The 18,289-nt window shown below is 36.3% G+C and carries 12 protein-coding genes and 1 pseudogene; 5 read left to right on the forward strand and 8 right to left on the reverse strand.

Annotation, left to right across the window (positions count from 1 at the left end; genetic code table 11):
* Window positions 1–859: 859 nt before the first annotated feature.
* From ABWH96_RS03010 to ABWH96_RS03025, 4 genes are read right to left on the reverse strand one after another with little or no spacing between them, the layout of a single operon-like run.
* Window positions 860–2,104, reverse strand: coding sequence for an NAD(P)/FAD-dependent oxidoreductase (locus tag ABWH96_RS03010; RefSeq protein ID WP_375580052.1), 1,245 nt, complete (start codon window positions 2,102–2,104; stop codon window positions 860–862).
* Window positions 2,105–2,114: 10 nt separating this feature from the next.
* On the reverse strand, window positions 2,115–3,116 hold the full coding sequence (locus ABWH96_RS03015; protein WP_375580053.1) for a 4-hydroxyproline epimerase: 1,002 nt from the start codon (window positions 3,114–3,116) through the stop codon (window positions 2,115–2,117).
* A 6-nt stretch (window positions 3,117–3,122) separates the two neighbouring features.
* Window positions 3,123–4,691 carry an aldehyde dehydrogenase (NADP(+)) gene (locus ABWH96_RS03020; RefSeq protein WP_375580054.1) on the reverse strand — a complete coding sequence of 523 codons (1,569 nt, stop codon included), beginning with the start codon at window positions 4,689–4,691 and terminating at the stop codon, window positions 3,123–3,125.
* 19 nt (window positions 4,692–4,710) lie between these two features.
* Window positions 4,711–5,628, reverse strand: a complete 918-nt coding sequence (locus ABWH96_RS03025; RefSeq protein ID WP_375580055.1) for a dihydrodipicolinate synthase family protein — start codon at window positions 5,626–5,628, stop codon at window positions 4,711–4,713.
* A gap of 137 nt (window positions 5,629–5,765) precedes the next feature.
* Between ABWH96_RS03025 and ABWH96_RS03030 the strand changes: the two genes are divergently transcribed.
* Window positions 5,766–6,608, forward strand: coding sequence for an AraC family transcriptional regulator (locus tag ABWH96_RS03030; RefSeq protein WP_375580056.1), 843 nt, complete (start codon window positions 5,766–5,768; stop codon window positions 6,606–6,608).
* A gap of 8 nt (window positions 6,609–6,616) precedes the next feature.
* Here the strand turns inward: ABWH96_RS03030 and ABWH96_RS03035 are convergent, their stop codons facing one another.
* Both ABWH96_RS03035 and ABWH96_RS03040 read right to left on the reverse strand, forming a co-directional pair.
* Window positions 6,617–8,848: a DPP IV N-terminal domain-containing protein gene (locus tag ABWH96_RS03035; protein WP_375580057.1), complete on the reverse strand. Its 2,232-nt coding sequence runs from the start codon at window positions 8,846–8,848 to the stop codon at window positions 6,617–6,619.
* Window positions 8,849–8,899: 51 nt separating this feature from the next.
* On the reverse strand, window positions 8,900–10,288 hold the full coding sequence (locus ABWH96_RS03040; protein WP_375580058.1) for an aminopeptidase P family protein: 1,389 nt from the start codon (window positions 10,286–10,288) through the stop codon (window positions 8,900–8,902).
* 703 nt (window positions 10,289–10,991) lie between these two features.
* Here ABWH96_RS03040 and ABWH96_RS03045 point away from each other — a divergent pair.
* The 3 genes and pseudogenes from ABWH96_RS03045 to ABWH96_RS03055 form a co-directional block, all read left to right on the forward strand.
* Window positions 10,992–11,447: a DUF3322 domain-containing protein gene (locus ABWH96_RS03045; RefSeq protein WP_375580059.1), complete on the forward strand. Its 456-nt coding sequence runs from the start codon at window positions 10,992–10,994 to the stop codon at window positions 11,445–11,447.
* Window positions 11,448–11,484: 37 nt separating this feature from the next.
* Window positions 11,485–11,826 (forward strand): DUF2220 domain-containing protein, encoded by a 342-nt coding sequence (locus ABWH96_RS03050; protein WP_375581503.1) that lies wholly within the window; start codon window positions 11,485–11,487, stop codon window positions 11,824–11,826.
* A 314-nt stretch (window positions 11,827–12,140) separates the two neighbouring features.
* Window positions 12,141–13,652, forward strand: a pseudogene (locus ABWH96_RS03055) (IS1182 family transposase); the annotation flags it as partial.
* A 256-nt stretch (window positions 13,653–13,908) separates the two neighbouring features.
* On the opposite strand, the gene recG reads toward ABWH96_RS03055, so the two are convergent.
* Both recG and gldD read right to left on the reverse strand, forming a co-directional pair.
* Entirely contained in the window at window positions 13,909–16,002 is a 2,094-nt protein-coding gene (gene recG / locus ABWH96_RS03060; protein ID WP_375580060.1) for an ATP-dependent DNA helicase RecG, read from the reverse strand.
* Between the two features lies 1 nt (window position 16,003).
* Complete coding sequence (gldD, locus tag ABWH96_RS03065; RefSeq protein ID WP_375580061.1) at window positions 16,004–16,585, reverse strand: gliding motility lipoprotein GldD; 582 nt, start codon at window positions 16,583–16,585, stop codon at window positions 16,004–16,006.
* Between the two features lie 269 nt (window positions 16,586–16,854).
* On the opposite strand from gldD, the gene ABWH96_RS03070 reads away from it, so the two are divergent.
* Window positions 16,855–18,267, forward strand: a complete 1,413-nt coding sequence (locus ABWH96_RS03070) for an aldehyde dehydrogenase (RefSeq protein WP_375580062.1) — start codon at window positions 16,855–16,857, stop codon at window positions 18,265–18,267.
* Window positions 18,268–18,289 lie beyond the last annotated feature (22 nt).

Below are 18,289 nucleotides of genomic sequence, written 5' to 3' on the forward strand. Positions count from 1 at the left end.
TTCTTTTCATCCAGCTTGGAAGTGGTATTCAAATCTTAATATCTGAAAATTCTAATTATTAATTATCAAATTATTAATTACTAATTATGGTGCAAGTTAATATAGTTTGGACAAGTTTGTTAATAAAGTCTGGACAAAGTACCTTCCCATTTGTTAATAAAGTTTGGACAAAATAAAGAATTCTTCCTAAGGAATAAGTCCTCAAACAAACCGACTCAAAAATTTATCTGAATAAATTATTTTTGTGCTGACGAATGATCTACAGAAAGAAGAAAGAATAGAATGTTTTGGTAATTGCAAATCTACGACTCAAACAAAACACTTTAACTCTTCAAGAACAAAGTTTATTAGATGTAAAAGGTACTAATTTTGGCTCAATCAATACATTTCAAAAAGAATCATTCTTCCACCTATGATTTGAAAAGAGTTTTAAGTTAGCTGATTCAAGCTTCAAATTATAAACAAAATATTTTAAGGAATATCACAGGATATCCAATTGGTTATCAACTTTAATATATTGGATTGATTTTGATAATCTCTATAATCCAACCTCATTATTATTCAATTAAATTACTGTAAAGCTGTTTAATCAATGAAAATAGGTTGACAACTAATTAATTACCGACATACAACCTTGATGTTTTGCTTTATAGAATTGAATCTACAAATAAAGACTTGCTCATTTTTAATTCAAGAATTGAACCACAACCGCTATCACCCACCCTTACTCCGCATGATATTCTTAGATTTCATAAGCGGTTAGCCTCAGCATAAAGATAAAAATTCACCATTTATATAACTCAACTTTCGATCTAGTCCAATGCTTAACTTTCAACTAAAAAACCGAAGGCACTTCATACTATTTAAAACGCTCCAGTATAAAAGGATCAAGACTCACTGAAGGAGTATGCTTTGCAATAATTTCAGTAAGCAATTTTCCGGTTATGGGTCCCAAACTCCACCCCATCATAGCATGACCAGCAGCAACATTCAAGTTCTTGTATTGTGAAGACTTGCCAATAAAAGGTAAGCCATCAGGAGAAATTGGTCTAAGACCACTTACTGCAGACTCTTTTTCTTCTTCCGTTAATGTTAAATCACGGTAAAAATCACTTGCAGCAGCAGCTATGGTTTCCACCCTATTTCGCTTTATCTTTGTGTTATTCCCTGATAGTTCCATGGTACCTGCAAATCTCGTGAAATTTTGCATAGGGGTCACAGCAACTTTTGCTTCGGTTAATATAGCGGGTAGTTTAATATTAATATTTCTAGAAATATCCATACTATACCCCTTACCACCTTGGATGGGAATATTCAATCCTAATTGTTTGCTTATGGCCGTAGTCCAGCCACCCGAAGCTAGAAGGAATTCATCTGCTTCAACACGTTCCGAACTTGTTTTTAGTGACAAAATAGTATTTCCGGCCACCTCAAATCCATCTACTTTCTCTTCAAGAATAAACTGCACTCCGTGAGCTTCAAGCCACCTTTTCAGATTACTCATAAATACATTGGGAGTACCATGACTATCACACTGATAATGAACCCCTCCCAAAATATTGTCTTTGAATCCAGGTTCGATTTCTTTAATCCCTTTATTATCCAGTACTGAAACCTCTAACCCTAATTCCTTTCCTTTCTCAGCTAATTTCGACTCATGATCCTGGTTCTTTTCTGTCTTATAAACCATTAACAAGCCCTTCTTTTCCATATGGAATTCAAAATCAAGCGAATCAAGGATTTCTAAATACAAATCACGACTTCGAAGATTTAGATCTACTAGTACCGGGATGGCTTTATCCACTTTCTTCTTTGTAGAGGCTTTTTTAAAGTACCAGGCCCACTTAAAGAATTCTGTATCCCAACGTGGCTTTATATAAAGAGGACTGGAAGAATTGAACATCCACTTAATCCCCTGATTAATCATCCCCGGTTCTGCAATGGGTACAAAATGACTTGGAGTCACAATACCAGCATTAATAAAAGAAGCACCATCAATTATATTTCCTTTATCAACAATTGTTACCTGAAATCCTTCTTTTACCAGATAATATGCGGAACACAAACCGGTAATACCACCGCCTACAATCGCAACTTTTTTCATAATCTAAATTTTACAAAACCTGGAAGCCGAGAGAATAAGGATCAGCATCATCTATCACAATAGTATTGTAGCCGGTTACCATCGCCCAACCCTCTATGCTGGGAACTATTGATTTAATTCCTGCCAATTCTGTTTCTTCTTCTATTCGCCCAATAAATTTACTACCGATAATACTTTCATGAATAAATTCATCTCCTTTGTCTAATCTACCTTTTGCATACCATTGAGCCATCCTAGCTGATGTTCCCGTGCCACAAGGGGAACGGTCAATTGCTTTATCCCCATAGAAGACAGCGTTTCTAGCAGTAGAATTTTCATCAATAACTGCACCAGTCCACTGAATATGGCTTAAGCCATTGATAGTAGCATCTTCAGGATGCACGAAACTATGAGCTGCATTTAATTTATTTCGAAGTTCACGACTCCAAGTAATCAGCTCACTCGCTTGATAGTGCTCAAGACCTTTATAGTTATGCTGGATTTCAACAATAGCGTAAAAATTTCCTCCATAAGAAACATCAACCGTTAAATCACCAAGATCAGTACAACTCACCTTAATATTTTCTTTTGCCAAGTAAGACTTAATGTTTACTATTTTAACTGATACCACTTTATTTCCGTCTTGCTTATAGGTAACTTTTACTAAGCCAGCAGGAGTTTCTAAACGTAATCTACCGGGCACTTTTGGGGTCACCAAACCTTCTTCGATTGCAACAGTTACAGTTCCGATTGTTGCATGACCACACATGGGAAGACAGCCACTGGTTTCAATAAAAAGAATCCCACAATCATTTTCAGGATCTGAAGGTGCAAACAAAATGCTTCCACTCATCATATCATGTCCTCTGGGTTCAAACATTAGACCTCGCCTAATCCAGTCGTATTCGCTCATGAAGCGCTGTCTCTTTTCACTCATGGTGCGTCCTTCTATAAAAGGTTCACCTCCTGCTACTACTCTTACAGGGTTTCCACCTGTATGAGCATCAACACAAAAAAATGTTTTCCTTGCCATGCAATTCTATAAACTATCGGTTGTGAACCTGCCGTTAACGTTTCTCAAGATTCCCAGGGGATTACTGCTTTTCAGAGCCTCCGGTAATAATTCATCCGGCCAATCCTGATAAGAAATTGGGCGAACCCAGCGCTGAACTGCTGTCAGGCCAACCGAAGTAAACTTAGCATTAGATGTGGCGGGGAATGGCCCACCGTGAGTCATAGCAGCACACACCTCCACACCTGTTGGAACATTGTTATAAACAATTCGTCCCACGGTTTCCCTTAGCGATTCAATAATATCATTATATTCCTGCAGTTCTTGTTGATCAGCGCTTAAAATCGTTCCTGTAAGCTGTCCTTCCATGTTACGAAGCACCTCATTCAGTTGATCTTTATCCTTACATTTCACTACAACGGAAAAAGGGCCAAACACCTCTTTATGAAAAGCACTATTCTGAAGAAAAGATTCCCCAGATACTGAAATCACTTCCTGTCTTCCATAATTAGGCTGAAGATCCCCGTCAAACTTGTTTATCTGGTTATAGCCGTCCTGTGATAACACTTCGGATTTTGCTGCTTCAAACTGTCTCTGAATTTCAGGGCTCAACATAACACTGGGAGCAACTTTTGATAGCTTCGTACCCAGTTTTTCAATAAAACTATCTAAAGCAGGGCTTTCAATAGCAAGAATTAACCCGGGGTTTGTACAAAACTGCCCGCAACCAGCGGTGATAGAACCCGCATATTGCTCTGACCAATCATCACTTTTTTGTTCCAGTGAAGAAGGCAAGGCCACTACCGGATTCACACTTCCCATCTCAGCATATACTGGAATAGGCTCTGGTCTATTCGCTGCTAATTTTTCAATTGCAACACCCGCTTTATAACTACCAGTAAAACCAACCGCCTTAATCTTTGGATGTTTCACTAACCACTCTCCTACTTCAATTCCTTTACTGTTAAGATTAGAGAAAACACCATCTGGCATCCCAGTTTTAATAGCAGCATTTACGATGGCTCTGGAAACCAATTCGCCAGTTCCTGCATGCAAAGGATGTGATTTCACGATCACCGGGGATCCGGATGCAAGCGCACTTGCTGTATCTCCTCCTGCGGTAGAAAATGCAAAAGGGAAATTACTGGCACCAAAAACAGCTACGGGGCCAAAAGGTATTTGCATTCTTCGGATATCTGGTTTCCCTTCCGGATTGCTAATAATTGCATCGACCCAACTTCCATCTTTAAGCATTTCAGAAAATGCTCTTAGCTGATTAACAGTCCTGGTAAACTCCCCATTTGATCTGGCTTCTGGTAACCCAGACTCTGTCCTATATATTTCTTTTAGCGCCTCAGCATCAGCTTCCAATTCTGTAGCTATCGCTTCAAGAAACTCAGCAATTTCAAGGTCAGACTTCTTCTTATAAACCTCAAATGCCTTAGCCGCCTTTCCCACTGCCATATTGACTTCTTCTCTGGTGGCTTCAAAAAAGGTTGGTTCCGTTTCTTTATTATCTATTGGATTAAAAGTTCTAAATTGAACCTCTCCATCATTGGAAAGCTCTTTTCCTAAATAGTTTTTTCCAGTAATCATGCTTTCTTGTTTTTTTAAATTATAAAGATGTATAATCTACTAAAGTCGGTCTTTGTGCCATTGCATTATCAATAATTGCCAGAACTCTTTCCCGTTCTGCACCTTGAAGTGGTAATCTAGGTGGTCTGACATATTCTGTACCCAAACCTGTGGCTACCTCAGCTAACTTAATGTTTTGTACTAGTTGTGGTGTAATATCAAGTTCCAACAGCGGCAAAAACCACCGGTAAATTCTTAAGGCTTCCTCCAGATCACCTGCCTTCACTAGCTTATAAATAGCTACCGTCTCCCTAGGATAAGCTGCTACCAAACCCGCAACCCAACCATCAGCACCTGTAACCATACTCTCAAGAGCTAATGTATCCACACCACATAAAACTTTAAGGCGATCTCCAAATCTATTTTTAAGTCGCACTACATTGCTAATATCTCGTGTGGACTCCTTCACTGCCTCGATATTACTACATTCACCCAGTAGTTCTTCAAACATATCATGAGTTATCTCAATCTTATAATCCACAGGATTATTATAGATCATAATCGGTAGAGAAGTACTTTTTGCTATTTCTTTCAAATAAACTACCGTCTCATGATCTGTTGCCTTATAACGCATTGGAGGTAAAAGCATTAGCCCTTGCGCGCCCCACTCTTCGGCATCTTTCGCAACTTGAATAGCATCTTTAGTAGATTGCTCTGCTATGTTTATAATTACCGGAACTCTACCATTGGTAACTTCCAGTGTTTTTCTGACAAGAGACTTCTTCTCACTTGCTGTGAGAGTACTGGCTTCACCCAAGGTTCCACCTAAAATAATACCGTTTACACCAGCATCCAGCTGAGCCTTGATGTTCTTTTCAAATGTGATGAAATCTAATTCATCATTACTGTCAAACTTAGTTGTTACTGCGGGCATTACCCCTTCCCATTTAACTGCCATAATCTTATATATTTTTGACAAAATTAAATTGATTATTTATCATAACATTTGTAGATATTAGCTAAGACTAATACTATATTACCGTATATCTTTACATATTTATTTTTTTTTAACAATATTTACATAAAAAAAGCAAAGTGAAAGTCTTACCCTTTAAAATTCCCAAGCCTGAAAAAGAAGCTTTGGTTTATCAAGAAGACCATGAAAAAGTGTTCTATGATAAACTTCATCAGCATGAAGAGATTCAGATTAGCTATATAATGGAAGGAAGTGGTTCTCTAATTGTTGGTGATAGTATAAATGACTATCAACCTCATGATATTTTGGTCATTGGGGAAAACATTCCTCATGTATTCCGAAGTGATTCCCTAGCCTATCCCAAATCACTTATGTATACACTGTTCTTTACAAAAAAATCGTTTGGAAAAGAATTCTTCAACCTAACAGATTTAACAGGGCTTCAAAAGTTTTTTGATGAGTCTGAATATGGAATGAAAATAAAAGCTAACGAAAATAATTACACTCTTTATAACCGATTAAAACATCAAAATAAAATAGAGAGAATAGGATCCCTTCTATTTCTACTTAATGATCTGATTCGATCAAAAAAACAAGCCCTCTCTTCCTTTGTATACAGAAAGAAATATACAGAAGATGAAGGCAAGCGCATGAATGATGTTTTTCAGTATGCTATGGATAATTTTCAAGAAAGTATATCACTCGATGAAATTGCAGACATTGCTATCATGAGTAAAAATGCTTTTTGTCGCTATTTTAAAAAGAGAACCAACAAGACGTTTTTTCAGTTCTTGATTGAAATCAGAATAGATCACGCCTGTAAACTTTTGTATCAGGATCATGAGCTATCAATTTCAGTAATTTCAGAATTATGTGGCTTTCAGAATATCGCTAACTTCAACCGAAAATTCAAGGAATTAAAAGGATTAACTCCAACTCAATATCGTCACCAATCGAATTAAAACAACAGTTAATCTAAACCATTATGTTCTAAAAAATAATAAGTAATTAGCGAATACAAGTGTAGTGATGTGTTTTTTCCTTCATAAATTCCGTGAGAACGGTTTGGATAAGCCATCATATCGAATTGTTTGTTATTTCTAATCAATTCGTTTATTAAATATTCCATATTTTGATAATGAACATTGTCGTCACCAGTCCCATGAATCAACAGCAAATTTCCTTCAAGATTTTTAGCATATGTTACTGGAGATCCTTCTATAAATATATCCATATCTTCACTTGGTAACCCCATATAGCGTTCCTGATATATATTATCGTATAATAACTGATTAGCTACCCCTGCTATTGCTACTCCAGTTTTATAAATCTGCGGATAACGGAACAATAAATTTTGAGTCATGGAACCACCACCGCTCCAGCCCCAAACATTTACTCTGGTCTTGTCCAGATAAGGATAGGTTTCCAGTACCTTTTGTGCGGCCATAGCTTGGTCGTTGGTGTTCAGAACTCCCACATTTTGATAAATACTTTTTCTCCATTCACTACCTTTTAGGGACGGTGTACCACGATTATCAATATTGATTACCACAAAACCCTTTTGAGCCATATATATCTCATATAAACCAATCCATTGATCAGTTGCAACCACTCCCCATGGCTCTCCATACACATGAAATAAAACTGGGTATTTACTTGTGTCCTGAAAATTTAAAGGTTTAGTCATTCTTCCATCCATTTCAACCCCTTCTTCCGTAGTCACCTTAAAAAAGGTTGTCTCTGGTAATGACAAACTCTTCAATTGGTCTTTAAAAGGTTTATTATCTACCAGTGCTTCGATCACTTCATGCTTTGGAAGATTAACCAGATGCACAGTATTTGGTATATCTGTATTGGTATACTTATGAATAGCAAATTTCCCGTTTGGAGAGACATTGTAGGTGTTTACTCCTTCAAATTCAGCAGGAGTAATCCTCTCTAGATTACCAGTTCCACTTAGCGGAACCCTGAACAAATAACGTTGGGTAGCATTTTCAGGGGAGGCTACCAAATATAGATATTTATCATCTGTTTCATAATAGGCTGCCACATCATAATCACCAGGAGTCAACAGTGTTTTCTTTCCTGTTTCCAAATTAATCTTATAAATATGACGCCACCCGTCATTTTCCGTCATTCTCAAAAAGCTCTCTCCATCATCTACTAGTAATTGATTATTCTTGCCCCATTGGTTTGAAGAAATGTCAGGATACCGAAGATCGACCCAGGTATTCTCCGTTTCGGAATAGATTTTCTTCAGATCCGAAGAAGAAGGTTGATAGGTATAAACTGTTAGTTCATTCTGTTTTCTATTCATTTGCTGTATAAGCAATAAATCTTCATTAACCCACTGCATTGCAGGTAAGTAATGTTGTACCGGATCTCCGGGGATGGGTATCCAGCTCACCTCAGAAGTCTTTAGGCTGATCAAACCTACTTTTGCAGAAGAAGGGTCGAAGCCTACCTTTGGATATTGCACTGGAATAGGTTTTGAATATACTGAATCAGTATTATTCATCATGTAAAAAGTACCAATCTCTGACGCATCTAATTGCCAGAAAGCAATTTTTGAAGCACCGGGACTCCATGCAAAGCCATCACGCATACCAAATTCCTCCTCATATACCCAGTCAAAAGTACCATTGATGATATCACCGTTCCCATCTTTAGTTAACTGTGTGATTTTTCCGCTCTGAAAATGTTCTTTATAAATATTAAATTCGTGAACATAGGCCACAAACTGATTACTTTCGGAAAATTTAGCAAACATTAAAGAAGAAGGGGGGAAATCTCCCCCTAATTGTTTCAGCTTATCTGTATCAAAATCATACACCCAGAAATCACCTTTGGTGTTCGATCTCCAAACACGACTGGAGTTAGTAAAAATCATCACTTTACTACCATCAGGCGACAGCGAGAAATCCTCAATAGCCAGATTTTCAGCATTTACTTTCAGGTTTTCAGCAGAAAGGTATTTACTCCATTTATAGGTTTTACTCTCGTATCTAACTAGCTCGTCATATCCTTCTTCGTTTTTCTCAATACTCACAAAAGCATCGCCATCCTTAATCCAGGAAATGGGACGCTGATACTCTCTTCTAAATTCTCCAGAAGCAAAGATTCTCTCTAAACTTAATAGGGAATCATTTTCTTGTGCAATGGCAGAAAATGAAACAGCATAAAGCACTACAAGCTGAAACATTATATTCCTATACATTCTTATATCCATAATTTCTTAAAACTGATTGGACTCTTAGGCATTTTTAAGCTCTTCTATTTCTTCTATGGTTTTAGCTAGTGGATCACCTAGTAGTTTTACACCGCCTTGGTCTATTAGAAAATCTTCCTCAACGCGTACACCCCCAAAATCTTTAAATTTTTCCACCTCGCTATAGTTAACAAAATCAGTGTATTTACCTTGTGCTTTCCAAGAATCAATCAAGTACGGGTTGAAGTAGATACCTGGCTCCACTGTAAGTACATTCCCTGCTTCCAACTCTTTCCCTAACCGAAGTGATTTCAAACCAAATTCAGTGCTCTTCTGCATATGTTGGGTATATCCCACTAATTGCTCGCCAAAATTTTCCATGTCGTGTACATCCATTCCCATAAAATGACCTAGTCCGCATTGAAAAAATAGAGTATGAGCCCCAGCATTTACTGCATCATTGGTATCTCCTTTCATTAGCCCCAAAGCTTTTAAGCCTTCAACAATTTTACTACTGGCTAGCATATGTGCATCTATAAACTTATATCCTGGCTTTAAGGCAGCAATAGCAGTCTCATGAGCATCCAACACAATAGAATAAATATTGCGCTGTATATCGCTAAACCTTTCGGCTACAGGAAAAGTCCTGGTCATATCTCCAGCGTAATTCATGGAAGTTTCTGCTCCACAATCACATAAAATAATATCACCGTTCTTCACTACATCCTGAGTGGGGTGATTGTGTAAATACTGCCCATTTTTGGTTAGTATAATCGGAAAAGACAGATTCCCTCCTTCAGCAATAGCAATTGCCTGTAGCTCGCCAGCAATCTGCTGCTCTGTAACACCATGTTTTGTGTTTTTAATTGCATAACGGTGCATAGATGCCGTTATATTAACGGCTTTATGTAGTTCTTGTATTTCCTCAGTAGACTTAATAGAGCGTTGTGCTGCTACTGCCTTAACAAACTCTACCGAATAATTCTGATGCACATCCGCAATCGGAATACCAGTGAGATCAGTAATTTCTATGGTTGCATTACTCCTGTACGGTGGCAGGTAGTGTAAAGCTCTTCCGCTTTGTTTTGCTTTTTGCAGGGTATCCTGCAATTTAGACATTGGTTGAACAGTTTCAACGCCACATTTCTCAGCTAAATTAGCCAAAGGTTCTGCAGCCCCAACCCAGACCATATCTTCCGGAGTCAAATCATCTCCAAATAGAATTTCTTTATCTTCATCCAAATCTATTATCATATAAAGATCAGGATGGTTTATCCCAAAATAATATAAAAAGGTGCTATCCTGCCTGAATGGGTACCAATTATCTTTATAATTCATACCGGCCTCCATATTGCCAGGGAAAATAAGGAGGCCGGAATTCATTTCTTTCTTTAACACTTTGCGCCTTGCAGCATAGGTTTCTTTTGAGAACATCGATTCTTTCGTTTATTTTATAATTAATTCTTCCTCTATTATAGTTTTGATATTAAATCTTTGAGAGCGTATAGTGGCATTGGTTCTTACTCAAAACCATCTCATCCTGCTCACAAGTGCACGCCTTCTAGTTATCTCAGCAGGCGTAAATTGCAAGCTAATAAAGTACTAAACTTGAGAATTATAATTCACTTCAACAACTCACATTGCATTCTTGAACACAATAGTATCATAAATGGATAACATTCTATAAATCTTCTCATCTAAAAATCAAATTAGTAGTTAAATTGTAGCTCAAATAAAGAACTGACCCGCTAGTTCAAAATAGTTGTAACTTTTTTATCTCATCTTATCGAATGTTTGTGAATTCACTAGTACACATCACTCACATAATTTTAAAAGGACGAAAATTTCAATAATTAAAACAATTTTCAAAACAATAATAATCACATGCAGTTTAACAATTCTTATTTCCTGCTCCGTCAGTCAAAGCATTAAGGCATTCTGTTGTTTATGATATGTTTGTAAAAGAATTACAGGAGAAACGTAAAGAATATTTACAATCAGCAGTCTAGCTTATGATAACTGCCAAGAAAATATTATGAAGTTCTACAATTTGCACTAAAAGGCGAGAACTGCTTTCCGGTTAAAATCAGATCAAATAAGTCTCTTTCCAAAGACTTTGTGATAATGAATCAAGAACTTGCTGAAGTTTTTAGTGCTTCAAAAGACCGGAAAGGATACGGCTATTCTGTTTATTTCAGAAACCATAAGACATCGGCAACATGGAATCCATGATACCCCCACTGAGATTACTTTTGAGAGTTTGGATGATTTTCTCAAGTTTTTGAATAAAGAAAAGGAGTTCAGTTCACTAAAAGACAATTATCATTATATAAAAAATGAATTGCCCCAATTAAACCAGTGGTTGATTGAAAATCCAAAAGAGATAATTTCCAACTCAACTATTTGGTTAGATTTAGTCAAGGTTTGTCAATGGTTTATACATCATTTCGAAGCAAAAAAATACTACATTAGGGAACTTCCAATTTCTGTCCACACAAAATTCATCGAAAATAATGCTAAGACATTAAGAGCAATTGGTACCAGAAAATGTAATTCAATTGGAAATTGGCTTTGCACAAAGATTTTAACTTAAATATGATCAGGATATCATTCGCTTTCGATCATTAGATATATCTTGTTGGAAAAGTGGTGGTTACAATGATATTAGTGTTCCAATCGAACAATTCAGATCTCACAAATTAAAATGTAATCGAATTTTTATCATCGAAAATAATATGAACTATCTGACCTTTCCTGATATTCCAAACTCTATTGCGGTGTGGGGAAGAGGGTTTGCAATAGGTTCTCTTAAAAATATAAACTGGCTAGATGAAATGGATCTTTATTATTGGGGTGATCTGGGTGCCCAAGACTTTCAGATGGTGTCTCAAATCAGAAAATATTATGGTCAGGTAAAATCTTTTTTGATGGATAGTCAATTCTTGAGGAGTTTAGTCAATATATCACAGTAGGCACTATTACTAAAATTGAAAAACTCCAATTTCTTAACGAAAATGAATTGAACACTTTCCACCACCTTAAAGAGAACAATTTACGGTTAGAACAAGAAAGAATTCCGCAATCTTATATAAATAACCACATCAGATTATCTTTTCTCTAAAAGCCACCATCTTATTTTGTTTTAACAAATTATTAATTCTGGTAGTAGACATTTTAATCTTCAAATGTGCAGATAAAAAAGAGGGTGTCCGAAAAGTCGAGACACCCTTTTTTGTTTGTTGATTTTCTCTAAAAATATTATTTTAGAGTCGTACAAAATACAACGATGGCTAAGATAGTTTTTAAAAATCAAACAGGCAATTGCCCAGAATTATTTCCAGTAAACATTTTTGATAAAATCCCTGAAAATCATCCTGTCCGTTTAATTGACTCGGTGGTCAATTCATTGGATATCAGCGACATTCTTAAGAAGTACAAAGGAGGTGGGACATCGGCCTATCATCCCAGGATGATGATCAAGGTTTTATTTTACAGTTATCTCTCCAATGTGTATTCCTGTAGAAAAATAGCCAAGGCACTCCATGAGAATATTCATTTTATGTTTATATCGGGAAATTCAACTCCTGATTTCAGGACGATCAATGATTTTCGTGGTAAAATTTTAAAAGACTCGATCAAGACCTTATTTGCAGAGGTAGTGAAAATGCTGGTGGAAATGGGGTATGTCAGCCTTGATGTCCAGTACATTGACGGAACAAAAATAGAGGCTAAATCGAATAAATACACCTTTGTTTGGCGGGGCTCGGTTGAAAAGTACAAAGACAAGCTGGAAACAAAAATCAATAGCGTTCTATCGGATATTGAAAGGAGTATTTTATCAGACAATCAAGAAGTCAATAAGGAGGAATTGCCCCAAAAAATTGATTCGAAGGAGTTAAAGGAAAGACTTTCGCTACTCAACAAAAAACTAAAGGAGCCATCAAAGAAAGTTGCCAAAGAACTGCAAAAGCTTCAAGAGGAGCATCTTCCAAAGTTAGAGAAGTATGAAAAGGACTTGGAAATATTGGACAAGCGAAAATCCTACAGCAAAACCGATAAGGGTGCCACATTCATGAGAATGAAAGACGACCACATGAAAAACGGCCAATTAAAGCCTGCTTATAACTCCCAAATATCAACAGAAAATCAGTTTATCACCCATGTTTCCATCCATCAAACACCTGGTGACACCACTACTTTAAAATCACATTTGACCGGTTTTGAAGAACTCTACCATAAACAGAGTAAAGAAATAGTGGCCGATGCAGGATACGGCAGCGAGGAAAATTATGAAATGCTTGAAGAAAAAGGTGTTGAAGCCTACGTGAAGTATAATTACTTCCATAAAGAGCAAAAGAAAAAGATGAAGAACAACCCGTTTCTTCCACAAAACCTCTTCTATAATGCCGAGCAAGATTTTCACGTATGCCCCATGGGGCAAAGAATGGAAAAAATTGGAGAGGGGAAACGCACTTCAACTAACGGTTATGAGTCTAAAGTCGCTTACTACCAAGCAAAAAGATGCGAGCAATGTCCATTGAGAACATCTTGCCATAAGGCTATAGGTAACAGAAGAATAGAGGTAAACCACAGATTAAACCTTCTAAAACGGCAGGCCAGAGAAAACTTAACAAGCAAAAAAGGACTTGAGCACAGAAGTAAAAGACCAATAGAGCCAGAGGCTGTGTTTGGTCAATTAAAAAGCAACAATAAATTTAACCGTTTTACATTTTCAGGATTAGAAAAAGTAGAATTAGAGTTTTTGTTGATGGCAATAGGTCACAACTTCAGGAAAATGATAGCCAATAATGTGATTTTAACATCAAAATCAGATGCCGAATTACCAAGAGTTGGTAAAAATGCCCCTTATCATAAAATGTCCACAGAAATTAAGTCGAAAATCCATGGACAGCAAAAAATAAGTGAAAATGGATGTGGGTATCTGAAAATAGCGGCATAAAAAAAACTGTCCTTTTTGGACAGCCTCTTATACTAAACGTTATACCTTGTCCAAACTTTAATAAATTTGTCCAAACTTTATTAACATGCTCCAATTAAGATATCCTGCTCCAATTCACATTTTTCTTTTTCTGCTGCTCAACCTGGATTTTAATAAGTCTATTTTCTTCCATTTCTAGTTCCGGATCCTTAGCTATAACACTTTGCGCACTTTGCCTTGCTATAGATAAAATCGGTTCATCATCCCTCAAATCACCTATCATTAAATCAAGCTGACCGCTCTGCTGAGTGCCCATCATATCACCTGGCCCTCTTAATTCCATATCTACCTGTGCTATTTCAAATCCATCAGTAGTTCGTACCATAGTTTCCACTCTGGTTCTGGCTTCTTTACTTAATTTATAGCTGGTCACCAATACGCAATAGGATTGTTCAGCCCCTCTACCCACTCTTCCTCTTAGCTGGTGTAATTGTGCTAAGCCAAATCTCTCAGCATTTTCTATCACCATAACCGAGGCATTTGGAACATTCACTCCCACCTCAATCACAGTTGTAGCCACCATAATTTTGGTTTCTCCTTTTACAAATCTGGCCATTTCAAAATCCTTATCGGCTGGCTTCATTTTTCCATGCACTATGCTGATTGGAAATTCAGGAAATGCTCTTGCAATACTTTCATATCCATCCATTAAATCTTTCAAATCCAGCTTTTCAGATTCTTCAATTAAGGGATAAACCACATATATCTGCCTCCCTTTTTCTATTTCTTTTTTTATAAATCCATTTAGCTTTAATCGATTAGCATCATATTGATGAATGGTTTTAATTTCTTTCCTGCCTGCAGGTAATTCATCTATAATAGAGATATCCAAATCACCATAAACCGACATGGATAAAGTCCTGGGGATAGGAGTGGCCGTCATTATCAAAACATGGGGGACGAAGTTTTCATTCTTTTTCCATAGCCGTGCTCTTTGAGCAACACCATAGCGATGCTGTTCATCCACTATTGCTAGCCCAAGATTTTGAAACTGTACTACTTCTTCTAAAAGAGCATGAGTGCCAACGAGTATTTTCAGTTCTCCTGATTTTAATTCTTCATGAATGATTCTTCTCGCTTTGGTTTTGGTAGATCCAGTCAACAATGCGATGCTCACGCCAATTTTATCAGCAAATTCTTTTAAACCTTCATAGTGTTGATTGGCCAGAATCTGAGTAGGTGCCATTAAAGCAACTTGTGTTCCACTATCAATCGCAATAAGCGAAGCAATAAAAGCCACTATGGTTTTGCCACTCCCTACATCGCCTTGTAACAAGCGATTCATTTGTTTCCCACTTTTAAAATCGGCAAAAATTTCTTTTATCACTTTTTTTTGAGCTCCAGTCAAGTCAAATGGAAGATGTGATTGATAAAATTCGGTTAACAAATCTGTTTTCTGCAAAACTTGCCCTTTAAACTTCTCAAGCCGAACTTTTTTCTGCATAAGCAACCGTAGCTGCATAAAAAAGAACTCATCAAACTTCATTCTAAAGCGTGCTTTTTGGAGAAGTTGTTGGTTTTTCGGCACGTGAATTTGAGCAACAGCATCCTTTTTTGCTAAAAATGAATATTGCTGGATAATATGTTGGGGAAGTGTTTCTGGAATTCTGTTGTAGGCCTCTCGTAACAGAATTTTTTGAATTTTAAAAATGGCTTTACTATCCAAAAATTTTCTCCTCAAGGTCTCCGTTGTGGAATAAACAGGTTGCAAAAACTCTTTCTGAGCTGCCGAAGGTGTTAAAATCTCTATTTCAGGATGTGCAATATTGATTTTACTACCAAAGCGGGTAGGCTGACCAAAAACCACATAATCAATCCCACTTTTTAATTTAGGGCTAATCCAATTAATTCCCTTGAACCATACCAGTTCTACAGTTCCTGTTTCATCAGCAAATTGAACTACCAGTCTTTGTTTTCTTCCAACTCCTGCTAATTGCTTTGAGCGTATTTGTCCTTTTATCTGGACATTTGACATCTGCTGATGCAGATCTCTGATTTTGTAAAATTTGGTTCGGTCTTCGTAACGAAATGGATAATGCTGTAATAAATCAGCATAAGTGAATATATTTAATTCTTTATTGAGTATGCTCGCCTTTTGTGGGCCAACTCCTTTTAAAAATTCTATAGGCGTTTTAAAGAATGAAGCCATCCTAATTCCACTCTAAAGTATTTAAACTGTGGATAATATCTTTTTTTACATATTCTATAACAGGTGCCAAAGAATCATTTTCCGTAGCAGTCCTAAAATATAATGCTCCTCTCAAGAAATGAGTGGTGGAATCCGTAGTGTAAAACTGAAACTGACTAGGGACATCTCCTTTTAATTCAGCCAAAGATACTTTTTTGCCATTTGGAGTCATCATAATAGTTTCTTGAATAGAGCTCGCTTTGATTTGATGTTTGGTGGTTAATTTATAAGCATCATCAATATTTGCTCTTAATGAATCTCGATTATTATTTAAAGGTTTATATGTGATATGTACCTCAGCTATAAATTCAGGATAAAATAAGGCAAACCAATAGCGCTCTCTGATGTAGGATGAATCAGGCAAGATTTTGGCATGAACGGAATGCTCAAAACTAAATGGAAATGAATCAGGTAAAGCCTGATATTGATGGTTGGGTAAATCTATTCTATTATATCCTTTGGGCTTAGGATAATAGTCTGATTCACAAGCCATAAATAAAATGGTTGCAATGATAAATAGCCCGGAAATTTTCGAAATACTCATAGTACAAAGTTAATGGCTTAAGTTAAGCAAGCTTTCAGAAATTAAAAAAGTTTTGAATTTGTTAGTCATTTATAGTTTGGTCTGTGGTCTAAAGATGAAAATTTAACATAAAATAATCTCTCACATAATATTATCTTTTTAAATTGTAATCTGTTTATAAAGGCACTTTTTCAAATTTTATAAGCAAATCAATGTTCACACTAATTTAAGATTCGTATAAAATAAATGAATCATTAAATACCTTAATCTCTTACAGATAATTTCATATTATGGATACTAAAATAACTATAGAAAATACTCCCATAGATAAACAGAAAGCTATTTATAAATCACAAAGAGATTTTTTCGATAGTCAAAAAACCAAGGATTATGATTTCAGGAAATCGCAATTGCTCAAGCTGAAATCAATTATAAAAGAAAATGAACAGCAAATTATGGATGCTTTGGCCAATGATTTTGGTAAGCCGCCATTTGAAAGTTATGTAACTGAAATAGGGTTTTTGTATGATGAGATAAATTTCACACTCAAAAATCTTAAAAAATGGATGAAGCCAAAGAAGGTGAGTACTTCCCTAGTACATTTTCCATCCAAAAGTAGAATTATTTATGAACCAAAAGGCGTTACCTTAATTATTGGGCCGTGGAACTACCCCTTTCAGCTCTTATTAGCTCCTGTAATAGCAGCTATTTCCGCTGGAAATACTTGTATGATAAAACCACCAGAGGAAACCCCACATATTTCTCAATTGGTCAATGATTTAATTAGCAAAAATTTTGACGAGGGATTTTTGGCTGTAGTGATGGGTGAAGGTAGAGTTGTGGTGCCAGAGTTAATGGAGAATAATCGTTTTGATCATGTATTTTTCACAGGAAGTGTGCCTGTCGGAAAAATAATAGCGCAATTAGCAGCTCCACAATTAGTACCTGTGACTCTGGAATTAGGTGGTAAATCTCCTGCAATAATCGATGAAAAAACTAACCTGACTGTTGCGGCAAGAAGAATTTCATTTGGTAAACTGATTAATTCAGGACAAACATGCGTTGCCCCTGATTATTTGCTTGTTCATGAAAAGATAAAAGACGAGTTCGTAGATGAACTCAGAGCCACTATCATGGAGTTTTATGGTATCTCACCAACAGAAAGTAAGGATTTAACACAAATAGTGAATCAAAAAAGGTATGAAACTTTAAAATCTTATCTGAAAGAAGGAAAGATTGTTTTTGGCGGAGCTTTTGATGATGATAAAAGGAAAATAGAGCCAACTCTTGTAGAAGACATTACGGAAAATGATAAATTATTTCAAGAAGAAATATTCGGACCTATTCTACCAATTTTTACTTATTCTAAAAATGAGGAAGCTCTAGAAATTATTAGAAAAAATCCTGATCCATTGGCTTTTTATCTTTTCACCTCCCAAGCTAAAACTGAAAAATTCTTCCTAGATAGAGTTCGGTTTGGTGGTGGAGCTATAAATAATACCATAGTTCACCTGGCAAATCCCGAATTACCATTTGGTGGAGTGGGAAATAGTGGATCTGGGAATTATCACGGAAAATCCGGATTTATGGCTTTTTCTCACGAAAAATCCATTCTAAAATCAGGAACCTGGTTCGATTTAAGGAAAAAATACCCTCCTTTTGACGAAAATAGTATGAAAATGATAAAATTTCTGATGAAATGATTTCTAAATGTAATCAGAGATT

Source organism: Marivirga tractuosa (assembly GCF_042140215.1).
In the GTDB taxonomy this organism is placed as follows: Bacteria; Bacteroidota; Bacteroidia; order Cytophagales; family Cyclobacteriaceae; genus Marivirga; species Marivirga tractuosa_A.

Excerpts from the sequence above, each read along its gene's own strand:
- ABWH96_RS03010 (WP_375580052.1), bottom strand. The coding sequence starts at position 2,104 with ATGAAAAAAGTTGCGATTGTAGGCGGTGGTATTACCGGTTTGTGTTCC.
- ABWH96_RS03015 (WP_375580053.1), bottom strand. The coding sequence starts at position 3,116 with ATGGCAAGGAAAACATTTTTTTGTGTTGATGCTCATACAGGTGGAAAC.
- ABWH96_RS03020 (WP_375580054.1), bottom strand. The coding sequence starts at position 4,691 with ATGATTACTGGAAAAAACTATTTAGGAAAAGAGCTTTCCAATGATGGA.
- ABWH96_RS03025 (WP_375580055.1), bottom strand. The coding sequence starts at position 5,628 with ATGGCAGTTAAATGGGAAGGGGTAATGCCCGCAGTAACAACTAAGTTT.
- ABWH96_RS03035 (WP_375580057.1), bottom strand. The coding sequence starts at position 8,848 with ATGTTTCAGCTTGTAGTGCTTTATGCTGTTTCATTTTCTGCCATTGCA.
- ABWH96_RS03040 (WP_375580058.1), bottom strand. The coding sequence starts at position 10,288 with ATGTTCTCAAAAGAAACCTATGCTGCAAGGCGCAAAGTGTTAAAGAAA.
- recG (WP_375580060.1), bottom strand. The coding sequence starts at position 16,002 with ATGGCTTCATTCTTTAAAACGCCTATAGAATTTTTAAAAGGAGTTGGC.
- gldD (WP_375580061.1), bottom strand. The coding sequence starts at position 16,585 with ATGAGTATTTCGAAAATTTCCGGGCTATTTATCATTGCAACCATTTTA.
- ABWH96_RS03070 (WP_375580062.1), top strand. The coding sequence starts at position 16,855 with ATGGATACTAAAATAACTATAGAAAATACTCCCATAGATAAACAGAAA.